The organism is Corynebacterium sp. HMSC055A01 (assembly GCF_001809405.1).
GTDB classification, from domain to species: domain Bacteria; phylum Actinomycetota; class Actinomycetes; order Mycobacteriales; family Mycobacteriaceae; genus Corynebacterium; species Corynebacterium hesseae.
Genome location: NZ_KV797588.1, coordinates 101,269 through 121,488, shown reverse-complemented (window position 1 = coordinate 121,488; position 20,220 = coordinate 101,269). Strand labels below are relative to the sequence as shown.

At 63.9% G+C, this 20,220-nt stretch carries 20 protein-coding genes and 1 pseudogene; 16 read left to right on the top strand and 5 right to left on the bottom strand.

The annotated features are described in order from the left end of the window. The first annotated feature begins 12 nt into the window (after nt 1–12). The 5 genes from HMPREF2604_RS08925 (at nt 13) to HMPREF2604_RS08905 (ending at nt 3,360) form a co-directional block, all read left to right on the top strand. Nucleotides 13–582 carry a hypothetical protein gene (locus HMPREF2604_RS08925; protein WP_070521567.1) on the top strand — a complete coding sequence of 190 codons (570 nt, stop codon included), beginning with the start codon at nt 13–15 and terminating at the stop codon, nt 580–582. Further along, a complete protein-coding gene (gene tsaB, locus HMPREF2604_RS08920) occupies nt 582–1,274 on the top strand; it encodes a tRNA (adenosine(37)-N6)-threonylcarbamoyltransferase complex dimerization subunit type 1 TsaB (RefSeq protein WP_070565014.1) in 693 nt (230 codons plus the stop codon). Before HMPREF2604_RS08925 ends, tsaB begins: the two co-directional genes overlap by 1 nt. Continuing rightward, nucleotides 1,271–1,807, top strand: a complete 537-nt coding sequence (locus tag HMPREF2604_RS08915; protein ID WP_070565011.1) for a GNAT family N-acetyltransferase — start codon at nt 1,271–1,273, stop codon at nt 1,805–1,807. The genes tsaB and HMPREF2604_RS08915 overlap by 4 nt, the downstream gene beginning before the upstream one ends. Beyond that, entirely contained in the window at nt 1,801–2,853 is a 1,053-nt protein-coding gene (gene tsaD, locus HMPREF2604_RS08910) for a tRNA (adenosine(37)-N6)-threonylcarbamoyltransferase complex transferase subunit TsaD (RefSeq protein ID WP_070521556.1), read from the top strand. The genes HMPREF2604_RS08915 and tsaD overlap by 7 nt, the downstream gene beginning before the upstream one ends. Nucleotides 2,854–2,931: 78 nt before the next feature. Then, on the top strand, nt 2,932–3,360 hold the full coding sequence (locus tag HMPREF2604_RS08905) for a hypothetical protein (RefSeq protein WP_070563768.1): 429 nt from the start codon (nt 2,932–2,934) through the stop codon (nt 3,358–3,360). Nucleotides 3,361–3,394: 34 nt separating this feature from the next. On the opposite strand, the gene HMPREF2604_RS08900 is transcribed toward HMPREF2604_RS08905, so the two are convergent. Together HMPREF2604_RS08900 and HMPREF2604_RS08895 are read right to left on the bottom strand one after the other, a co-directional pair. Beyond that, nucleotides 3,395–4,030 (bottom strand): response regulator, encoded by a 636-nt coding sequence (locus HMPREF2604_RS08900; RefSeq protein WP_070521553.1) that lies wholly within the window; start codon nt 4,028–4,030, stop codon nt 3,395–3,397. Continuing rightward, on the bottom strand, nt 4,027–5,157 hold the full coding sequence (locus tag HMPREF2604_RS08895; RefSeq protein ID WP_070565007.1) for a sensor histidine kinase: 1,131 nt from the start codon (nt 5,155–5,157) through the stop codon (nt 4,027–4,029). Before HMPREF2604_RS08895 ends, HMPREF2604_RS08900 begins: the two co-directional genes overlap by 4 nt. 112 nt (nt 5,158–5,269) lie before the next feature. Here HMPREF2604_RS08895 and HMPREF2604_RS08890 point away from each other — a divergent pair, with 112 nt between their 5' ends. The 5 genes and pseudogenes from HMPREF2604_RS08890 (at nt 5,270) to HMPREF2604_RS08870 (ending at nt 11,646) form a co-directional block, all read left to right on the top strand. Beyond that, nucleotides 5,270–5,875, top strand: a complete 606-nt coding sequence (locus tag HMPREF2604_RS08890) for an ABC transporter ATP-binding protein (protein WP_070565004.1) — start codon at nt 5,270–5,272, stop codon at nt 5,873–5,875. Next, nucleotides 5,859–7,133: an FtsX-like permease family protein gene (locus tag HMPREF2604_RS08885; protein WP_070564996.1), complete on the top strand. Its 1,275-nt coding sequence runs from the start codon at nt 5,859–5,861 to the stop codon at nt 7,131–7,133. The genes HMPREF2604_RS08890 and HMPREF2604_RS08885 overlap by 17 nt, the downstream gene beginning before the upstream one ends. Nucleotides 7,134–7,273: 140 nt before the next feature. Next, nucleotides 7,274–7,573: a co-chaperone GroES gene (groES, locus tag HMPREF2604_RS08880; protein ID WP_167595557.1), complete on the top strand. Its 300-nt coding sequence runs from the start codon at nt 7,274–7,276 to the stop codon at nt 7,571–7,573. An 18-nt stretch (nt 7,574–7,591) separates the two neighbouring features. Then, the gene (gene groL / locus HMPREF2604_RS08875) at nt 7,592–9,202 is read left to right on the top strand and encodes a chaperonin GroEL (RefSeq protein WP_070564993.1); all 1,611 of its coding nucleotides are present in this window, start codon (nt 7,592–7,594) and stop codon (nt 9,200–9,202) included. Nucleotides 9,203–9,372: 170 nt separating this feature from the next. Then, nucleotides 9,373–11,646: pseudogene (locus HMPREF2604_RS08870) on the top strand (excinuclease ABC subunit UvrA). Between the two features lie 222 nt (nt 11,647–11,868). Here HMPREF2604_RS08870 and HMPREF2604_RS08865 read toward each other — a convergent pair. Beyond that, nucleotides 11,869–12,168: a WhiB family transcriptional regulator gene (locus HMPREF2604_RS08865; protein WP_070564990.1), complete on the bottom strand. Its 300-nt coding sequence runs from the start codon at nt 12,166–12,168 to the stop codon at nt 11,869–11,871. Nucleotides 12,169–12,516: 348 nt separating this feature from the next. Between HMPREF2604_RS08865 and HMPREF2604_RS08860 the strand changes: the two genes are divergently transcribed. Next, nucleotides 12,517–13,134, top strand: coding sequence for a sigma-70 family RNA polymerase sigma factor (locus HMPREF2604_RS08860; protein ID WP_070564987.1), 618 nt, complete (start codon nt 12,517–12,519; stop codon nt 13,132–13,134). A 118-nt stretch (nt 13,135–13,252) separates the two neighbouring features. After that, a complete protein-coding gene (locus tag HMPREF2604_RS08855; RefSeq protein WP_070521536.1) occupies nt 13,253–14,092 on the top strand; it encodes a hypothetical protein in 840 nt (279 codons plus the stop codon). 85 nt (nt 14,093–14,177) lie between these two features. Here HMPREF2604_RS08855 and HMPREF2604_RS08850 read toward each other — a convergent pair whose 3' ends face one another. Continuing rightward, nucleotides 14,178–14,552 carry a DUF5319 domain-containing protein gene (locus HMPREF2604_RS08850; protein WP_070521533.1) on the bottom strand — a complete coding sequence of 125 codons (375 nt, stop codon included), beginning with the start codon at nt 14,550–14,552 and terminating at the stop codon, nt 14,178–14,180. Between the two features lie 149 nt (nt 14,553–14,701). On the opposite strand from HMPREF2604_RS08850, the gene guaB reads away from it, so the two are divergent. Continuing rightward, nucleotides 14,702–16,216, top strand: coding sequence for an IMP dehydrogenase (guaB, locus tag HMPREF2604_RS08845; protein WP_070564984.1), 1,515 nt, complete (start codon nt 14,702–14,704; stop codon nt 16,214–16,216). Between the two features lie 9 nt (nt 16,217–16,225). Further along, nucleotides 16,226–17,386 (top strand): GuaB3 family IMP dehydrogenase-related protein, encoded by a 1,161-nt coding sequence (locus HMPREF2604_RS08840; protein ID WP_070564981.1) that lies wholly within the window; start codon nt 16,226–16,228, stop codon nt 17,384–17,386. A 47-nt stretch (nt 17,387–17,433) separates the two neighbouring features. Here the strand turns inward: HMPREF2604_RS08840 and HMPREF2604_RS08835 are convergent, their stop codons facing one another. Next, a complete protein-coding gene (locus HMPREF2604_RS08835; protein WP_227486141.1) occupies nt 17,434–18,186 on the bottom strand; it encodes an EamA family transporter in 753 nt (250 codons plus the stop codon). Nucleotides 18,187–18,489: 303 nt separating this feature from the next. On the opposite strand from HMPREF2604_RS08835, the gene HMPREF2604_RS08830 reads away from it, so the two are divergent. Further along, nucleotides 18,490–19,416, top strand: a complete 927-nt coding sequence (locus HMPREF2604_RS08830) for a LysR family transcriptional regulator (RefSeq protein WP_070564978.1) — start codon at nt 18,490–18,492, stop codon at nt 19,414–19,416. 24 nt (nt 19,417–19,440) lie between these two features. After that, on the top strand, nt 19,441–20,220 hold a 780-nt coding region (guaA, locus tag HMPREF2604_RS08825; RefSeq protein WP_141746456.1), incomplete at its 3' end, for a glutamine-hydrolyzing GMP synthase.

Genomic DNA, 20,220 nt, shown 5'->3' with positions numbered 1-20,220 from the left:
TAAAACAACTTTATGAACAAGCTTGGTCAATTCATCACCACTGTCGTTATCGGCGGCTTCGCCGTATTCCTTGCCGCGCTCATCGTGCTGCCGATGGTCCGGCCAGCGCAGGCGGAGACGAAGGAGCCGTCGACCGTTGCCCAGTCCCTGAGCGCGTACCCGAAGAACCTGGACTTCGCCATGTTCATTCCGCAGGATGTGTACGGCCAGGAGTGGGGTGCGGTCGCCGCCGTCTGCCCGGGTGCCACCGAGGACCAGCTCAAGAAGGGCGGCGTGGAGACGAAGAACCTGAACATTGACTTCGCCGACGGGGCCGTGCCTGATGACGTGAACTACATCCTGCTGGCTTCGCAGACCGGTGAATTCAAGGCGGAGAAGCTCCCGCGCGCACAGGTGGACCTGTGTGATGGTCTGCTGCAGCAGCTGAAGTCGCCGGAAGCAGCCAAGCAGGACATCCCGCCGCTGCTGCCGTTCCAGCAGGGCCAGCCGCTGCAGTTTATTCGCGATACCCAGGATTACGTGGAGCAGATGGGTAAGAACAATCCCGACTACGTCGATACCGACTGGCACCTCGCAGGCTAATGAAGGTTCTTGCACTCGATACCGCCACCACGGACCTGGTGACGGGCATCGTTGATACCGACACCGGGGAGAGCATCGACTGCGTCATTAGCGGCACGCGCGCTCACAACGAGCAGCTCATCCCCGCTATCGAGGAGCTGCTTGCCGACGCCTCCCTGACCTACTCCGACTTCTCCGCCATCGTCGTCGGCACGGGGCCCGGACCGTTTACCGGCCTGCGCGTGGGCATGGCTACCGCTTCCGCTCTGGGGGTGGCTCTTCACCTGCCGGTGCATGGCGTGTGCACATTGGATGCCATTGCGCACGGGCGCACGGGGGAGTGGCTGGTGGCTATCGACGCCCGCCGCAAAGAGGTCTACTGGGCCACCTACGCCGACGGTAAGCGTCTCAGCGGCCCGAACGTGTCGAAGCCGGAGGCCCTGGAACTGGGCGCCGCTGGGGTGTCGGGCGCGGATACCACGCGCCTGGTTTTCCCCGAGTCTATTGCCCCGCGCCTTCCGGAAGGTATCGCCGGCCTTCCCCGCGAGTGGGCTACCCCGCGCGCGGCGGGACTGGTTGCGTGCGCTGATCTTTCTGCCGAGCCCGCGCCGCTCGTCCCGCTGTACCTGCGGCGTCCCGATGCCGTGGAGCCGAAGGCGAAGCCGCGCTCGGCCGCTTTGGTCGGCGGCATCGGGGAAACACCGGCATCATGAGGCTGCGTCCGCTCGTGCTTGAGGACGCACCCCGCTGCGCCGAACTAGAAAAAGTACTCTTCCCCGGTGAAACTCCCTGGCCGGCGCGTGCCTTCGAGCAGGAAATCGCGGCGGGGCACACAACCTACTGGGCGGTTGACGCAAGCGTCAACCGCGATGACCACAACGACAACCGCGTGGGCCATAACGTCAACCGCGTGGGCCATAACGTCAACCGCGGCGAAGCTCTCGGCTACGCCGGCGTGGGGCGGATGGGGCCCGCGGCGTGGCCGGAATACGAAATCCGCACCATCGGCGTCGACCCTGCGGCCCAACGGCAGGGCATCGCGCGGCTGATGATGGACGCCATCGTCGAGCTTGCAGATTCCCACGATGCACCCATCTTCCTTGAGGTTCGCGTGGGCAACGATCCGGCCATTCGCCTCTATGAGGCTTATGATTTTGTCATCAACGGCCTGCGCCGCAACTACTACCAGCCCTCCGGCGCGGACGCCCACACCATGTACCGACCACGAAAGAGTGAGAGATGTTAATCCTCGGCATCGAGTCCTCCTGCGACGAAACCGGCGTGGGAATCATCGAGCTGTCTGACAACGGCCACATGGAGATCCGCGCCGACGTCGTCGCCTCCTCCATGGAGCAGCACGCGCGCTTCGGCGGCGTGGTGCCGGAGATTGCCTCCCGCGCCCACCTTGAAGCGATGCCGCAGGTGATGAAGGCGGCGCTGGAGGAGGCGGGCGTCGAGAAGCCAGATGCAGTGGCCGCCACCGTGGGGCCGGGACTGGCCGGCGCGCTCCTCGTCGGGGCGTCGGCAGCCAAGGCCTTCGCCTCCGCGTGGGGCGTGCCCTTCTACGGCGTCAACCACCTCGGCGGGCACGTCGCGGTGGCCAACCTGGAGGGCGATGAGCTTCCGCACTCGGTGGCGCTGCTCGTCTCCGGCGGCCACACCCAGCTGCTCGAGGTCGAAGCCGTGGGCAAACCCATGAAGGAACTGGGCACCACGCTTGACGACGCCGCCGGCGAAGCCTACGACAAAGTCTCCCGCCTGTTGGGGTTGGGGTATCCGGGAGGGCCGGTCATCGATAAGCTGGCCGCCCAAGGCGAGCCCACCATCGATTTGCCGCGTGGTTTGTCCAAGGCCGAGGACCTGCGCGGGCCCAACCGCCACAACTTCTCCTTTTCCGGCCTCAAAACGGCAGTAGCGCGCCACGTGGAAAAAGCCGAGCGCGAGGGCGCGACGGTCCAGGTTGAGGACCTGTGTGCCTCCTTCCAGGAGGCGGTGGCAGATGTGCTGACCGCCAAGGCCGTGCGCGCCTGCCAGGACACTGGCGCCAAGGTACTGCTGCTCGGCGGTGGCGTGGCGGCGAATTCGCGGCTGCGCGCACTGGCGGCGAAGCGCTGCGAATCCGCGGACATCGAGCTGCGTGTGCCGCGCTTCAAGCTGTGCACCGATAATGGCGTGATGATCGCGGCGGTGGCCGCCCAGCTCATCCACGAAGGCGCAGAACCCTCCGGCCTGGCATGCGGGACCGATACACAGCTTGAGGTGGAAGTGCCGCTCGTGGCTGCTGCGCGCTAGCGGATGCGCAACCCCCAGGGTGCAGGTAGTGTGATGACCGATAATTGCCTCGCTCGCACATAAGGAGCTCACACCGCTATGACCACTGGATTCCTCGTTAACCCCGATCTGTCCCGCCGCACCATCGAGTTTGAGATCGAGCACGCAAATCAATTCCTCGGCGGCACCACCGAGGATCGCGTCTCTGTGGCCTTCCAGGATGATGGCCAGACCTACGCGGCGCTGTTTAACCCGAACGCCAAGGCTGAAGGCGCCGACCCGAACCCGGTAGCTTCCCTGGCGCGCAATGCAGCTGCGACCGGCAATTCCGCCTTCTTGCAGGACCCAATCCGTTCCATCTGCGGTCCGGTTATCTTCGTTGCTGCCGACGGTGACGACAAGAACATCGACGAGGTCGCCGAGGCCGTGGAGCACGGTATCCGCGCGGTGAAGAACTACCGCGAGGACAACCCGGAGGAGTACCAGCTGTGGCGCGCGGCTGTGCTGAACTCCCACCGGCAGGTCTAATTCCAGCCCTTGTTTGTAGGGCCTCAGCGCTTTTCTAGCGCTCGGTGTGGCGCAGCCATGCCAATACGGCCTTCACCCGCCGGTTGGAGTCCTCGGGTCGAAACCCGAGCTTTATAAATACATTGGAGACATGCTTGCTTACTGCTCCGGAGGTAAGGACGAGCGTGTCTTCAATGTCTTTATTGCTCAATCCTTGGGCCATAAGCCCCAGTACTTCCCGCTCGCGAGCGGTGAGCCGGGCTAGACCAGTGTGCCTTGCAGAAAGCAGCGCCGTGACCACCTCTGGGTCCACCACGGTGCCGCCGCGGGCGACATCGTCAAGCGTGCGCACGAATTCTTCAACATCAGAAACGCGCTCCTTGAGTAGGTACCCGAATCCGCCGTGCTCCAGGAGGCGGTCGAGATAGCTTGCCGCTACGTATTGGCTCAGCACCACCACGGGTTGGGTGGGGTCGGCTGCCCGCAGATCGTGCACGGCTTGAAGCCCGTCATCGGTCATCGTGGGCGGCATGCGCACATCGCTGATAATGAGGTCGAAGTCTTCCTGCACTGCGATGGCGCGCAGTGCTTCGGCATCTGTGACCGCCGTGACGCTATGACCGAGAGCACCGAGTAGTTGCTCCAGACCCGCGCGCAGGAGCGCGGAATCTTCTGCGAGTAGTAACTTCATTCCGCCTCCTTCAGCGGTAGTTTGACCAGCAGCTGGCCGCCGCCTTTACCCGTAGCATTGGTGCTATCAGCACCAAAGGTTACTGTGCCGCCGAGTGCAGCAGCACGCTCACGCAGCCCGGCGAGGCCCGTGCCCGAACCCACAGCTGCACTCTCACCGTCCGGCTCTTTGGCCGTGGGGCCCATGCCATTATCTACGATTTCTAGGCGCAGCATATCCCTAAAAGCGACCGTTACCACGGCTTCGGTGGCTGCGCCGTGTTTAGAGGCGTTTGTGAGCGCCTCGGCGACTGCATGATAGGCCAGCAGTGCTGTGGTCTCGTCTATCGAGCTCTCGGCGCCCTCTACGCGAAGTGTGGTCTCAAGCCCGGAATGGGCGAGTAACTCGTCGAGGGCGGGGATAAGCCCGTCATCGAAAAGCACCTGCGGCGCAATGCCACGCACTGTCGCCCGCAATGAAGCCAGAGCCAAAGAGGCATTATGTTCTGCGTCAGTCAAGGCCTGTTGTGCCTGGGGCGGGGCTTGTAGTTTTGCCGCGGCCAAGTTGAGCTTGAGCGCGGTGAGGTACTGCTGCGGGCCATCGTGCAGTTCGCGTTCGATGCGGCGGCGCTCGCCGGAGAAGGCATCGATAAGCGTGGCACGCGAGGCCGCCATTTCCTCGGCCGAAGGACTCAATGCCAGTCGGGTCAGCGAGACCGACACTAAGACCAAGAGGCGGTTGAGACCTACCAGTAACACCACAAGCAACAGGGCAGCCAGCCAGCAGGTTAAGAAAATGAGCGGTCGGTTGGAGGTGGACCACTCGCCAACGGAGAACTCGGCCTTAGGTACGAATGGCGTTATCGCTAGCACACCCGCTGTGAAACCCAGGGCCGTCCACGCGGTAAAGCATGCAGCCGAAATCAATAACTGCAACACAAGGTGATAGAACTGCTGCCAATCAAACCATCGATCTGCGCGCCGGGGTGGAATTTCCACGCCCATCCACTGCGCGCCCAACCGGCCGACAAGTTCCGCGGCGCGACCCACCAACGGGATCCACGGCAGCATCAGCACCGAAATCACCAAGGTTGGGATACACAGCATGCCGAGGAGGAGGCTCCACACACAAGCTTTGAAGGTTCGCATAGTTTTCGACCCTATCCGCCATGCCGGTGGAAGGGCAGTGGAGCTAGCTCCACCATTTTCCGGGCAGCCCGCCCCATGTCATTGTCGTGCGTGGCCGAGTGGAATCAAAGGCATGTTAAAAGCAGAAAATCTTAGTAAGCGCTACGGCCGCCGCACCGTGCTTAATCGCGTCAATGTGTCTATCGCCCCAGGCGAATTCGTTGCCATCATGGGGCCATCGGGAAGCGGCAAAACCACGTTCCTGAACCTGTTATCCGGGCTCGATAAGCCCACTTCCGGCCGAGTCAACGCGCCGGGGCGCAAGCAGCGTGCATTTGTATTCCAAGACTACAACCTGCTGGAATCCCTCAACGCGCAACGCAATGCCACCTTGACGGCGCGCTTTTCCGGCCGGCGCCCTGCACGCGGCCGGGTGGAAGAGGTCTTCGACTCGCTCGGTCTCGCTGGATTGGAGAGCCGCCTGCCCGCACAGCTTTCTGGTGGGCAGCAGCAACGCGTGGCTGTCGCCCGGGCATTGCTGGCCCAAGCGCCCTATATCTTCGCTGACGAGCCCACGGGCGCGCTTGACGACGCCACCGCTTCCACCGTCCTTTCCCACCTTCGCGCCGTTGCCCGCGATGGAGCCAGCGTGATCATGGTGACTCACTCGCACCTTGCCGCCGAGGCGGCCGACCGGGTCATTTCCTTGGAGGAGGTGGCCCATGCTGGTGTGGCTTAAGGACTTACAGTCCAATTGGCTATCGTGGCTGGCCGTAGCGCTGACCCTGGTGGTGTCTTCCAGCTCGTGCACCCTAGCGCTAGCCATGCTGGTCGCTTCCCCCGGAGCCGAAGAAAACCCCGCCGGCCAACTGGGCGGCACGGTGCTGGGTATGTCACTGTGCGTGGTGGTGCTAGTGACGCTGTCACAGATGCGCCTTATTATCGCCGAGCGCGAACCGGTCTACCGTTCCTGGCGCATGGTGGGCATGCCTGGGTGGGTGATCCTGTTTTTCATTCTGGGCCAAGTCGCGGTGGTCAGCGCGGGCGCCGGGCTGCTCGGCGTGCTGCCGGCCCTCCCTCTGCTTGCCCCGTGCGTGCGCGCCCTGCGCAGCGACGGCATCCCCTTGCCAGACATTGCTATTACTGGCCAGGTCGTAGTCATTGCAGTAGTTGTTTGTATGTCCGCGGCCCTGGTTGGCGCGCTTCCTCCACTGCGCCGCGTGTTCCGGCCGCGGGCCGCCACGCACCCAGCATGGCTCATAGTGAAATTCCTGCTTGCGGTCGCGGCCATCGGCGGTACGGTCTATGGATGCCTACACATCGATGATCCCGGCGACCTCCTCTCGGCCGAGATGGGTTTGGTCATCCTTGTCGCACTCTTTTTGCCCTGGCTTATGCCCGTCCTGGATCAATGGACCCGCGCGGCCGGCATCGCTGGGGCTAATGTGCGCGTGCGCCGAAGCTTTTCCACCCCGCACATCGTGCCGTGGGTGCTCGTCGGCGGCTTTATCGTCGCCGTCGGCTCGGGCCTGCGCTTTGGGAACGACGCAGGCGCCGGAGGCACCCTGTCCTCGTGGCAGGCCTTCCTCGCCCTTTTGGGTCCAGTCTTCGCACCTAGCATCGTGGGCGCCGTGCTTACCTCGCTGCTTATGCACGGGCGCATCGCGGCCGATATTCGTGGCCTCACCTTGGCGGGCGCCGCCCCCTCGGCCTGGGCGCGCGTGCAAGTGGGGGAGGCGGCGTGCCTCACCCTGACTGCGGCCGGCGTGGTCTGGGCGCTGTGTTTGGCGACGCTCCTGCCCCTCCAGCACCTGCTCACCCCACAGGCTTCCTTCGGTCGAACGCTGGTAGAGGAGTTGTGGTGGCCGTCCTTCGCCGTAATATTCGGCGCAATGTTTATTGCCCTGGGCGTCGTCAAGCTGGCGTTGGCCGGCTTTGTACACACCCGAGCCGCGTCGTTCGCGGAGGGCGAACGGGTTAGCGGCCCACAACGTTGAGGGCTAGCAGTCGCGAGGGTAGAGTGCTAGGCAGGTTGTTTTGACCCACAGTTGTTCACCCGCGACGACGGCTGTGCTGGACACCCACAACCGGCACGCGCGCGTCCATGTGGACGCGCACTAGGAACACTTTGGAGGAAATCATCATGGCAAACATTAAGCCGCTGGAGGACAAGGTCCTCGTCCAGATCGTTGAAGCTGAGACCACCACTGCATCCGGCCTGGTTATCCCGGACTCCGCGAAGGAGAAGCCGCAGGAGGCCACCGTCGTCGCTGTCGGCCCGGGCCGCACCAACGACAAGGGCGAGGTCGTCCCGGTTGGCGTCAACGAGGGCGACACCGTCATCTTCTCCAAGTACGGCGGCACCGAGCTGAAGTACGACGGCCAGGAGTACCTCCTGCTGTCCGCCCGTGACCTGCTCGCTGTCATCGAGAAGTAAAAGTAGGCGATTAACCCTATGCCAAAGCTGATTGCATTTGACCAGGAGGCCCGCGAGGGCATCCAGCGCGGCGTAGACACGCTGGCCGACGCCGTCAAGGTCACCCTCGGCCCGCGCGGCCGCAACGTTGTGCTGTCCAAGGCTTTTGGTGGCCCGACCGTCACCAACGACGGTGTCACCATCGCCCGCGACATTGACCTCGACGATCCTTTTGAGAACCTCGGCGCCCAGCTGGTGAAGTCCGTGGCCGTCAAGACCAACGACATCGCCGGTGACGGTACGACTACCGCCACCTTGCTGGCCCAGGCTCTCGTCTTCGAAGGCCTGCGCAACGTTGCTGCCGGCGCTAACCCCATCGAGCTGAACAAGGGCATCGAAGCGGCGGCTGAGAAGGTCGTCGAGGAGCTCAAGAAGCGCGCTACCCCGGTGAACTCCTCCGCGGAGGTCTCCCAGGTTGCCACCGTTTCCTCCCGCGATGCGGAGGTCGGCGAGATGGTTGCTGGCGCGATGGACAAGGTGGGCAAGGACGGCGTCGTGACCGTCGAGGAGTCCCAGACCATCGAGTCCACCGTGGACGTTACCGAGGGCATTTCCTTCGACAAGGGCTACCTCTCCCCGTACTTCGCTACGGAAGAGGAGACCTACAACGCCGTGCTTGACGACGCCGCCATTCTCCTCGTCCGCAACAAGATCTCCTCCCTGCCGGACTTCTTGCCGCTGCTGGAGAAGATCGCGGAGTCCTCGCGCCCGACCCTCATCATCGCTGAGGACATCGAGGGCGAGCCGCTGCAGGCGCTCGTGGTGAACTCCATCCGCAAGGTCCTCAAGGTCGCCGCCGTGAAGTCCCCGTACTTCGGCGAGCGCCGCAAGGGCTTCATGGATGACCTGGCTGTTGTTACCGGCGCTACCGTCGTCGACCCTGAGGTTGGCATCAACCTCAAGGAGGTCGGCCCGGAGGTTCTCGGTTCTGCCCGCCGCGTTACCGTGTCCAAGGAGGACACCGTGATTGTGGATGGTGCCGGTACCGCCGAGGCCGTCGAGGAGCGCCGCGAGCAGCTGCGCCGCGAAATCGAGCGCACCGATTCCACCTGGGATAAGGAGAAGCTCGAGGAGCGTCTGGCCAAGCTGTCCGGTGGCGTTGCCGTCATCCGCGTTGGTGCCGCTACCGAGACCGAGGTCAACGAGCGCAAGCTCCGCGTCGAGGACGCCATCAACGCCGCGCGCGCGGCCGTTGAAGAGGGCGTTATTGCTGGCGGCGGCTCTGCGCTGGTCCAGATCTCCCAGGAGCTCGGGGCTTTCGCCGAGGGCTTCGAGGGTGAGGCCAAGATTGGTGTGCTGGCCGTGGCCCGTGCGCTGACCCGCCCGGCCTACTGGATCGCTGAGAACGCAGGCCTGGACGGATCCGTTGTGGTCGCCCACGTTGCCGAGAAGGCCAACGGCGAGGGCTTCAACGCCGCCACCCTGGAGTACGGCAACCTGCTGGAGCAGGGCATCATCGACCCGGTGAAGGTCACCCACTCCGCCGTGGTCAACGCCGCCTCCGTGGCCCGCATGGTGCTCACCACCGAGGCTTCCGTTGTAGAGAAGCCCGCCGAGGAAGAGCCGGCACAGGCTGCGCACGCGCACTAAACCGTGCGTGCGGGAAACATTCGTTTCCCGCACAACCACAAGGGTTCCCGCGTAGCCACAAGGGTTCCCACATTGCCGTAAGGAAGGCCCGCTAACCCGCATTTTTGCGGGGCGGCGGGCCTTCGCCGTGTCCGGGGCAGGACCCCGCCCCGTTAGTAGACTGCTGAGCCGTGGAACAAGAATTCATCACCGTCACCGGCGCCCGCGAAAACAACCTCAAGAACGTGGACGTGCGCATCCCTAAGCGCAAGCTCACTGTTTCACCGGTGTGTCCGGATCCGGCAAGACCTCGCTGGTCTTCGATACCGTTGCGGCTGAATCGCAGCGTCTCATCAACGAAACCTATCCCGGCTTCGTGCAGGGCTTCATGCAAGCCCCACCCCGCCCCGACGTGGACCGCTTGGAAGGGCTCACTGCAGCCATCGTCGTGGGTCAGGAGCCCATGGCGGCTTCCGCGCGCTCGACGTTCGGTACCGCCACCGACATCACCGGGCACCTCCGCGTGCTCTTCTCCCGCCTAGCCGAGCCCCGCGCCGGCGGCCCCGCGGCCTATTCCTTCAACGTGCCCTCCGCCTCCGGGCAGGGCGCCATCGAGGTCAATGGCGTCAAAGAGGTGCGTCGCTTCGAGCGCACCGGCGGCATGTGCCCGAGGTGTGAGGGAAGGGGGGGAAGTGGGGGACGTCGACAAGCGCCAGCTCGTTGATGAGACTCTGACACTGAACGATGGCGCCATCATGTACCCCGGCATGAAGGTGGGCTCGTGGATGTGGCGCGCCTACGCCGAGTCCGGGCTGTACCCAGCCGACGTGCCGGTCAAGGAGTTCACCGAGGAACAGAAGCGGGACCTCTATGAGACCGAGACTAAGGTCAAGGTCGGCGGCATCAACATGAGCTACATGGGGCTGGTCACGCGTCTGAAAACCAACGTGCTGAGCAAGCCCGTGGAGTCCCTGCAAAAGCACATGCGGGCCTTTGTCGAGCGCGCGGTGGTCTTCATCGACTGCCCGGAGTGCCACGGCACGCGCTTGGCGCAGCACGCGCGCGAGTCCTACCTCAACGGCGTCTCCATCGCGGATGTCTGCGCCATGGAGCTTGCCGACGCCTCCGCATGGCTCCGCACCATCAACTCACCGCTTGCCGTGGCCCCGCTGCGTGGGTTGGAGGCCGCCCTGGATTTGGGGCTGGGCTACCTGACGCTGGCGCGCCCGACGGGAACGCTGAGCGGTGGCGAGGCACAGCGCACGCGCATGGTGCGGCACATCGGCTCGGCGCTGACAGACGTCACCTACGTCTTTGATGAGCCGACCGCTGGCCTACACCCGCATGACGTCACGCGGATGAATGAGCTTCTCCTGCAGCTGCGCGATAAGGGCAACACGGTGCTCGTGGTGGAGCACAACCCGGCGACGATGGCGATTGCGGATTGCGTCGTCGAGCTTGGCCCCGGCGCCGGAGTGGCGGGCGGCGAAATCCTTTCCGTCGGTGCCGCACCGTCCGTCAGCGGGAAGGTGGCGTTGAAGGATGAGGTGCGCGAGCCCACCGGCGCGCTGGAGATCCGCGGGGCGCGCCATAACAATCTCAAGGACGTCGACGTGGATATTCCACTGGGCGTGCTCACGGTCATTTCGGGCGTTGCGGGATCCGGAAAGTCATCGCTGATGGAATGCCTGCCGGACGACGACCGCATCCTCGTTGTCGACCAGTCTTCGTTGTCTGGCTCGCGGCGCTCAAACCCGGCCACCTACACCGGTGCGATGGACGCGCTGCGCAAGGCCTTCGCCAAGGCCAACGATGGGGCCACGCCGGGAATGTTCTCTTTCAACTCGGAGGGCGCGTGCCCGGCCTGTTCCGGCGCTGGCGTGGTGACCGTGGAGTTCGGGGCGATGGACAGCGCGGATGTGCCCTGTGAGGTCTGTGAGGGCCGCCGCTTTGCTGCCGACGTTTTGGGCTACGAGCTGGCGGGCAAGAACATCGCGGAGGTACTCGCACTTCCCGCGGTTGAGGCCGTGGAGTTTTGCCGCGAGACCAAAGTTACTGCTGCGAAGCGCGTGTGCGAGCAGCTCGTTGCCGTGGGGCTGGGCTATCTGACGCTGGGGCAGCCGCTCTCGACGCTCTCCGGCGGCGAGCGCCAGCGGCTGAAGCTGGCGGTGCGCTTGTGTGACCGTAAGGCGACTGCGGACATCATCGTGCTCGATGAGCCGACGGTGAGCCTGCATCAGAAAGATATCGACACCTTGCTGCGCCTCTTTGACACGCTTGTCGACGACCACCTCACCCTCATCTGCGTCGAACACCATCGTGCCGTCCTGGCGCACGCCGATCACATCATTGATCTCGGTCCCGGCGCGGGCTCAGCCGGCGGCGAGGTTGTGGCGGCCTGCTCGCCGCGCGAGTTCCTCGACAAGGACACGGTGACCGCCCGCTACCTGGCGCAGGCGCTGTAAAAACTGACGTCTTTCACCCGCTGCCCCTTGCCCGTGCTGGCTGTTGGATATCAGTGCAGGTGGGGGAGGGGCGTGATGCTACTTAAAGAAACTTCGCAAAAGGCCCGCTGCGCGACGGCCCACGGTGGGCTCATCCAGTGGGGAGAGCAGCCTTGTCGCGTCCAGCCAATAGAGGTGGTGGTTTGCCGTCCGACCCCAAGGCTGGGAGCTGGCAGAAGCGGACTAGGCGCCGACGGTCGCGTGGGTGCGACGAGAACGCAGGGCGACGACGCGCTCCGACTCGCTCATGCCGCCCCACACGCCGTAGGGCTCGCCGGAGGCGAGAGCGTGTTCGCGGCACATCTCGATGACCGGGCAGGTGCTGCAAATAGCCTTGGCGCGGTTCTCGCGCTGGGCGCGGGCGCGTCCGCGCTCGCCGTCCGGGTGATAGAACACGTCAGAGTTTTCCCCACGGCATGCGCCATGAAGCTGCCAATCCCAAAAGTCCGTATTCGGCCCGGGGAGCAGGAAGGACTGAGACACGTTCGATTCTCCTTTGCCAAAGATAGAGTGCCCAGGCGCGGGGCGCGTTGCGGGCACGCCCCCGTGAACGCCGAGGCGAAGTGAGACGAGATTGAAGTGTGTCCCCCTTGGGTAAACAGCGCGTTACGCAATGCTGACATGCAGGTATAACTGGCTAAGACTCCTCAACTGGAGCCCCTGTGACCTGCGCTTAAGGCTAAGATGAACGGTGTATGAATTTTTTTGAGTGGGGTCAAAGCTGGGGATGAGACCCGTCGTTTTGGGGTTTCGTCAAAAGGTTATGCCATGATGTTCATACAGAATATGAAGTAATGCATTAAGCAGAAGAGCAAAAGCAGAACGGCAAGGATGGCAGTGGCTACTCAGGCTACAGACGCGGGCGGCTCCTCAACGGCGGCGAAGCGCGACAGCGATAAGGAATTAGCGGACCTCGTTCCGCTGGCCGTCGACGGTAGCCGCCGCGCCCTCCAGCGCATCATGCGGATCATTCACCCGCAGGTCCTGCGCTATTGCCGCGCGCGCATCGGCGGTCACCGCCAGCCCACGGCGGAGGACGTGGCGCAGGAGATCTGTTTGGCGGTGGCGACGTCTATTGGCACGTACAAAGATAAGGGCCGCCCGTTTATGGCCTACGTCTATGGCATTGCTGCTCACAAGGTGACCGATGCCCACCGCGCCCTGAGTCGCGACCACACTCACCCCACGGAAGACCTTCCGGAGGATGCTGCTCAGGACGCTACCCCCGAAGAATCCGCCCTTGCCGTGGACGGTAGTAACAGAGTGCGGGCCATGCTCGATACGTTAAGTGACAAGGCCCGGGACATTATCATCTTGCGTGTGTTCGTGGGGCTGTCGGCAGAGGAGACCGCGGAAATTGTGGAGTCCACCCCTGGCGCAGTCCGCGTGGCGCAGCATCGTGCACTCGCGCAATTGCGCAAATCCCTCGATTCGCACGAGACGCAGTGAACCAACAATGTGAACCAGCAGAGTGAACCAGTAATTGGGCTAGCCCAGAGCTAGCAGTGAGCCATCGGCACTTGGCACCGACAAACTAATAATTCTCTAGTAAGGAAGGGAGGTCATCATGGCAAAGAAGGACGAGCCTCAGCAGGGTGTCGCTGAGCAGCTGCAGCCCTTGGTTGATGATGATGCATTCCTCACCACTCTCTCCGAAGGAACAGATCCCTCCGATGGCGGTGATGAACTGGCGGGGCTTCTGCTGGAGCTGCGCGGGGACGTCGAAAAGCAGATGCCTCCGGCCCCTCTCATTGAGGGAGCGGAGGAAGAACCGGAGATCATTTCCCTCGGCGCGGCACGTCGCCGTCGAAGCAAGCCTTTCATGCACGGACTCATCGGGGCGGCCGCAGCTACGCTGCTTATCGCAGGTACCGGCGCTGTGGTCGTCAACGCCGGCCCGGGATCTCCGCTTTACGGAGTGAACCAGTCGCTCTTCGGCGCGGACGAGCACGATGTGTCCGTAGTGGAGCTTGCCGGAACGCTCGATGAGATGGAGAAGCGTTCCGCCCAAGGCGACATGGATGGCACCCGCCAGTTGCTTGAAGAAGCCCGGAAGATGGTGGACCAGGCCAAGCGGGAACGTGAGGCAGAGGCCCCTCGTACCACGAAGCAGCAGCCCAGCGCCACGGTGACGCAGACGCAGACCGTGGAGAAGCCTGCCCCGGTGGAGGAGCAGCAGCCGCCGGAGCCGGAAACCGTAACGCAGACAGAGACTGCGGTTTCCACCGTCGTGGTGACCCGCACGGTTTCGGCGGGCAACCCGCTGAGCCCGCCGGAGCAGAACCAGCCGGAGCCAGGCCAGCAGGGCGGCGATCAGGCAACGCCTCCGCAAGGCGACAACTCCGACGGAGCTTCGGATGGCGCCACGGATAACGGCCAGCTCCCGCCGGCGCAATTCCAGCAATAAAACCACAAAGAACCTCTTCCCCCGTAACAGGAGGGAAGAGGTTCTTTCCGTTTAACGCGCGGTAGTTCTACCGCGCTGACCGCAGCTAGTAGCGCGAATCCATGCCGTCGAGATAACCCACCGCATAATCCCAAGGGACGTAGCGCATCGGGTCCGGCTCCGCGCCCGGCTCGTGGACGGGGGCCAGCTGGCCTGCCAGCGTGGCCTGCATGTTGGAGGCCATGATGTCCCACTCGTAGAAGTGGTTCTCCTCGCAGTCCTCGCAGAAAAAGAAGATGCCATCGATGCCGCGCGGGCTTAAAACGCGCGCAAACTCTTGGACCATGGCCAGATCATGGATGACGGCGAGACGGTCCTCCTCGGACAGCGGCTCGACGTGATCATCCTCCTCGAGGAAGGAGGCTGGGTCGTTGGGGTCGTCCGCGAAAGGATCGCGGGGCATGTTGGCGAAAAAGTTCACGCCTGCGAGCCTATTGACTCCGTGCGCGCATGGCAATTCCCTATAGATACCTATTCCTCTACCCACGGCTACCACTACGGGGCGTCCACGCACTACAGTGAGGGCTACCGCATAAAACTATCTGGTCAGTTTAGGAGAGCCCCACCCTCATGAGCCACGTCCACACCGGCGGAGACAACCCCGACAAGATTGCACTCTACGGCCTTACCTTTGATGATGTCCTGCTGCTTCCGGCAGAATCCAACGTCGTTCCCTCCGAGGTGGATACCTCGGCGCAGTTTACCCGCAACATTCGCCTCGGCGTGCCCCTGGCTTCCGCCGCGATGGACACCGTGACCGAGGCCCGCATGGCCATCGGCATGGCGCGCCAGGGCGGCATCGGCGTCCTGCACCGCAACCTGTCAGTTGAGGATCAGGCCCAGCAGGTAGAGATTGTCAAGCGCTCCGAGTCCGGCATGGTGACCGACCCGGTCACGGCTTCCCCGGACATGACCATCGATGAAGTCGATACGCTGTGCGCGCGGTTCCGGATTTCGGGCCTGCCGGTCGTCGATAAGCAGGGCACCCTCGTGGGTATCTGCACCAACCGTGACATGCGCTTCGAGCCGGATTTCTCCCGCAAGGTCTCCGAGATTATGACGCCGATGCCGCTCGTCGTGGCCAAGGAGGGCGTCAGCAAGGAGGAGGCGCTGGAGCTGCTGTCCGCCAACAAGGTGGAGAAGCTGCCCATCGTCAACGATGAGAACAAGCTCGTCGGCCTCATCACCGTTAAGGACTTTGTCAAGACTGAGCAGTTCCCCAACGCCTCCAAGGATGCTTCCGGGCGCTTGCTTGTGGCCGCCGGTATTGGTACCGGTGAGGAGTCCTACCAGCGCGCAGGCCAGCTTGTCGACGCCGGCGTGGACGTCCTCGTCGTCGACTCCGCCCACGCCCACAACAACCGCGTGCTGGAGATGGTTTCCCGTGTGCAGAAGGACTTCGGCGACCGCGTTGACGTCGTCGGCGGCAACCTGGCCACTCGTGCTGCGGCCCGCGACATGATTGAGGCCGGTGCCGACGCCATCAAGGTTGGCATTGGCCCGGGTTCCATCTGCACCACGCGTGTGGTGGCGGGCGTGGGTGCCCCGCAGATCACCGCCATCATGGAGGCCGCCGCGGTGGCCGGCCCGGCGGGCGTTCCGGTTATTGGTGACGGCGGTATGCAGTACTCCGGTGATATTGCCAAGGCGCTGGCTGCCGGCGCCGATACCGTCATGCTCGGCTCCATGCTGGCAGGCACCACGGAATCGCCGGGCGACATCGTGGTGGTCCAGGGCAAGCAGTACAAGCGCTACCGCGGCATGGGCTCCATGGGCGCCATGCAGGGCCGCGGCCTGTCAGGGGAGAAGCGTTCCTACTCCAAGGACCGCTACTTCCAGGCCGACGTCAAGAGTGAGGACAAGCTGGTGCCGGAAGGTGTGGAGGGACGCGTGCCTTTCCGCGGTGATATCGATGCCATCGTTCACCAGATTGTGGGCGGCCTGCGCGCCTCCATGGGCTATACCGGCTCCGCCACCCTGGCCGAGCTCAAGACCAAGCAGTTTGTCCAGATCACCGCTGCGGGCCTCAAGGAGTCTCACCCGCACCACCTTCAGCAGATCGTCGAAGCTCCGAACTACCGCTAAGGACTAATCATGCGCGATTACGTAGAAATCGGCGTGGGCCGCGAGGCTCGCCGCACCTATGACCTGAACCAGATCTCCCTGGTGCCGACTCGCCGCACCCGTTCCTCCAAGGACGTGGACACCTCGTGGCACATCGATGCCTATACCTTCGAGGTCCCGTTTGTCTCGGCGCCGACCGATGCGCTGGCCACCCCCGAGTTTGTTATCGAGATGGGCAAGCAGGGCGGCCTGGGCGTTATTAACGCGGAAGGCCTGTGGGGCCGCCACGAGGATTTGGAGGGCGCAATTGCCCGCGTGACGGAGAACTTCGGTGACCTGTCGACGCTGCAGGAGCTGCATGCAGCGCCCCTGAACGAGGAGCTGCTGGCCGAGCGCATCGCGCAGGTGCGCGATTCCGGCGTGACCGTGGCCGTGCGTGTCTCCCCGCAGCGTGCCCGTGAGCTGGCACCCGTGGTTATTAAGGCCGGCGCGGAGTTGCTGTTCATCCACGGCACCCTGATTTCCGCCGAGCACGTGCAGACTGGTGGCGAGCCGCTCAACTTGAAGGAGTTCATCGGTTCGCTGGATACCCCGGTGATTGCCGGCGGCGTGGCGGATTACACCACGGCCCTGCACCTCATGCGCGCGGGCGCGGCTGGCATCATCGTCGGCTCCGGTGTGAACACCAACCCGGAGACCGTCGGCATTGATATCCCCATGGCGACGACCATCGCGGATGTTGCGGCCGCACGCCGCGATTACCTGGATGAGACTGGGGGCCGCTACGTGCACGTGCTTGCCGACGGCGACATCTTCACCTCTGCAGACATCGCCAAGGCCATTGCTTGTGGTGCCGATGGTGTCGTTCTGGGTCCGGTCCTGGCCCGCGCGGCGGAGGCCGGCGGCAAGGGCTGGTACTGGCCGTCCACGGCCGGCCACCCGCGTTTCCCGCGCGGCATCATCGAGCCGGTTGGCGTGGCTGGCGCCCTCCTCGGTACCGACGCTTCCGGCGCTGACGCTTCTGGCACCGCCGAGGACGCTTCAGTGACCTCCCTTGAAGTCGTGCTCCACGGCCCGTCCAACGAGCCGCTGGGTGAGTTGAACTTGGTCGGTGGGCTCAAGCGCGCTATGGCCAAGTGCGGCTACACGGACCTGAAGTCCTTCCAGAAGGTGGGCTTGGCCGTTCGCTAGCCCGCCCGTTGTAACGCTGCTCCGCTCAACAAAGCTCGGGGCGGAGTTTATGTCACCGCTCCAGTGGCCGTGGCGCTGGCCTCAGTGGCCGTAGCGTTAGAGTCGCTGGCGCGCGATTTCGGGCGCCACGGCAGCTGGGGCTTCTTTAGGCGGCGTGGGCGCAGCGCTACCTTGCGGAAAACCACGCGCCCGCGCGCCGGCACCATGGTTTGCAACACCGAGGCCACCACGACCAGCCCGATGGCCGCGAGCTTGAGCTGAGATACGTTCTGGGAGAGCAAGAGCCAGCCAAAGAGCGCGGCGAAGACGGGCTCCAGGGCGATCAGGATGGAAAAGACGTTGGGGGCGAGCCTGCGCAGCGCAATGAACTCCAACGAATAGGGGATGAGCGAGGCCAGCACGCCCGTGCCTAGGGCGAGCATTAGGAGGTTTGGGTCGCTGGCCAAAGCCACCGCGCCGCGCCCGCCGACGGGCAGGAGCACGAGGCCACCGATGAGGAAAGCCACGGCCAAACCGTCTTGTCCGCTAAAGAGCGCACCGGCCTTCTTGCTAGCCAGGATATAGGCGGCCCACATCGCACCCGCGCACAGCAAGAAGAACACGCCTCGCAGGTCGAGAGGGTCTCCGTTGAAGGAGTCCAACCCCAGCAGGCCCATGCCGATGAGAGCGAGGACGACGCAGGTGGCGTCGCGAAGCGAGCGGGAGAGACACGCCGCCAGCAGCAGCGGGCCGAGGAACTCGATGGTGACCGCCGGGCCCAGCGCGACGAGCTCGATGCCGGCATAGAAAAAGCCATTCATGAGGCCCAGCGTGAGGCCGAAAATGGTGGCGGAGATCCACTTCCTCGCGGCTCCACTCGCGCACGCGCGGGCGCGCGATGAGGAGCAGAATCACAGCGGCGAAGAGCAAGCGTAGCGAGGCAGTGCCCCAGGGCCCGCCGGTGGGGAAAATCTGGATGGCGAGGCTGGCTCCGAGCTGGAGGGAAATACACGAGCCGATGACACACAGAACGGCAAACGGATTGGTCATGCAGTCCATTGTGGGGTGGGAAGAACTGTTAGTCTATCTACAGTTTTTAACACGTACCTGTTAGGGATTCTGTCATGTTGGATCTGCACCGCCTCCGCATTCTCTACGAGTTGCAACGCTTCGGCACCGTCACCGCGGTGGCGGAATCGCTGCGCTATACGCACTCGGCCATCTCCCAACAACTGGCGCAGTGTGAAAAGGATGTCGGTGTTGCGCTGTACGAAAAGGTTGGTAGGCGCGTGCGGTTGACGGAGCAGGGAGAAATCCTGGCCTCCTACGCGGAGCGAATGCTCGCGTTGGCGGATGAGGCGGAGTCGCAGGTCATTGCGTCAACCAACGCGGTGCGGGGCACGATTAAGGTCACGACCTTTCAAACCATCATGTCCTCGCTGGTCCCGCGGGCGCTGACGGAGTTGGCCAGGGAGTACCCGGACCTGCGCGTGCAGATCATTCAGCGTGAAGCCGATGGCGCGATGGAGCTGCTGGCGCGCCGGGAGGTGGACCTCATCTTGGGTGAGGAGTACGAGTCGGACATGCCCGCCACGGATGAGCACACCCACCGGGAGCTGCTTCTCGACGACCCCCTCCGCCTCATCACCCCACTCACCGGGCCCTGGAGCGAGTTGCGCTTAGAGGATTTTGCAGCGCATGACGAGGAAATCCCCTTTGCCATGGACCCGGAGGAGTTTTTATTGGGGCGGTTCGTCCACCGGCTGTGCCGCAGGCATGGCTTTAACCCCAGCGTGCTCTATGAAACCCCGGACCCCTTTCTACATGCGCACCTGGTGCGCACCGGACACGCGGTGGCGGTGATCTCGGACCTTTTCCTCGACGAAATTGAGGGCGTGCGCGTGGTTTCCTTGCCTGGTAATCCCACCCGCACGCTCTACACCGCGGTGCGCGCCGGGCGCGAGGGACACCCCGCCTTGCGGGCGTTTCGGGCCGCGTTGAGCAAGGCGGCTGCCACCGCTAAAGATTTTGGGCCACTCCCTGCGGTCTAGGGTGTGGGTTCTTGCGTTAAACTGATGACCGTGACTAACCCAAATACAACCCCGCGTCCTGTCCTCGTGGTGGATTTTGGCGCCCAGTACGCGCAGCTCATCGCCCGGCGCGTGCGTGAGGCCAACATCTACTCCGAGGTTGTCCCCAATTCCGCCTCCGTGGAGGACATCAAGGCCAAGAACCCGGCCGCGCTGATCCTCTCCGGTGGCCCGTCCTCCGTATACGCGGACGGCGCCCCCGCACTGAAGCCGGAGCTGCTCGAGCTCGGCATCCCGGTCTTTGGTATCTGCTACGGCTTCCAGTCCATGACCCAAGCCCTGGGCGGCACCGTGGCCTCCACGGGTGCCCGCGAGTACGGCCGCACGGACATGACCGTGTCTGGCGGTGTGCTCCACAAGGGCCTCGAGGATACGCACAAGGTGTGGATGTCCCACGGCGATTCGGTTTCTGAAGCCCCGGAGGGCTTTGAAGTCACCGCCTCTTCCGAGGGCGCTCCCGTGGCCGCCTTCGAGTGCCTGTCCAAGAAGATGGCCGGCGTGCAGTACCACCCGGAAGTTCTTCACTCGCCGCACGGCCAAGAGGTGCTCACGCGCTTCCTGACGGAGGTAGCAGGCCTGGAGCAGAACTGGACTGCTGAGAACATTGCGGAGCGCCTCATTGAGGATGTGCGCGAGCAGATTGGTGAGGACGGCCATGCCATTTGCGCCCTGTCCGGTGGCGTGGATTCCGCCGTGGCCGCGGCCCTGGTGCAGCGCGCTATTGGTGACCGTTTGACCTGTGTCTTCGTCGACCACGGCCTGCTG

Coding starts and splice junctions, on each gene's coding strand:
- tsaB (WP_070565014.1), top strand. CDS start 582: ATGAAGGTTCTTGCACTCGATACCGCCACCACGGACCTGGTGACGGGC.
- HMPREF2604_RS08925 (WP_070521567.1), top strand. CDS start 13: ATGAACAAGCTTGGTCAATTCATCACCACTGTCGTTATCGGCGGCTTC.
- groL (WP_070564993.1), top strand. CDS start 7,592: ATGCCAAAGCTGATTGCATTTGACCAGGAGGCCCGCGAGGGCATCCAG.
- HMPREF2604_RS08860 (WP_070564987.1), top strand. CDS start 12,517: ATGGCAGTGGCTACTCAGGCTACAGACGCGGGCGGCTCCTCAACGGCG.
- HMPREF2604_RS08905 (WP_070563768.1), top strand. CDS start 2,932: ATGACCACTGGATTCCTCGTTAACCCCGATCTGTCCCGCCGCACCATC.
- HMPREF2604_RS08915 (WP_070565011.1), top strand. CDS start 1,271: ATGAGGCTGCGTCCGCTCGTGCTTGAGGACGCACCCCGCTGCGCCGAA.
- HMPREF2604_RS08835 (WP_227486141.1), bottom strand. CDS start 18,186: ATGAATGGCTTTTTCTATGCCGGCATCGAGCTCGTCGCGCTGGGCCCG.
- tsaD (WP_070521556.1), top strand. CDS start 1,801: ATGTTAATCCTCGGCATCGAGTCCTCCTGCGACGAAACCGGCGTGGGA.
- HMPREF2604_RS08830 (WP_070564978.1), top strand. CDS start 18,490: ATGTTGGATCTGCACCGCCTCCGCATTCTCTACGAGTTGCAACGCTTC.
- HMPREF2604_RS08890 (WP_070565004.1), top strand. CDS start 5,270: ATGTTAAAAGCAGAAAATCTTAGTAAGCGCTACGGCCGCCGCACCGTG.
- guaB (WP_070564984.1), top strand. CDS start 14,702: ATGAGCCACGTCCACACCGGCGGAGACAACCCCGACAAGATTGCACTC.
- HMPREF2604_RS08885 (WP_070564996.1), top strand. CDS start 5,859: ATGCTGGTGTGGCTTAAGGACTTACAGTCCAATTGGCTATCGTGGCTG.
- HMPREF2604_RS08900 (WP_070521553.1), bottom strand. CDS start 4,030: ATGAAGTTACTACTCGCAGAAGATTCCGCGCTCCTGCGCGCGGGTCTG.
- HMPREF2604_RS08855 (WP_070521536.1), top strand. CDS start 13,253: ATGGCAAAGAAGGACGAGCCTCAGCAGGGTGTCGCTGAGCAGCTGCAG.
- HMPREF2604_RS08895 (WP_070565007.1), bottom strand. CDS start 5,157: ATGCGAACCTTCAAAGCTTGTGTGTGGAGCCTCCTCCTCGGCATGCTG.
- HMPREF2604_RS08840 (WP_070564981.1), top strand. CDS start 16,226: ATGCGCGATTACGTAGAAATCGGCGTGGGCCGCGAGGCTCGCCGCACC.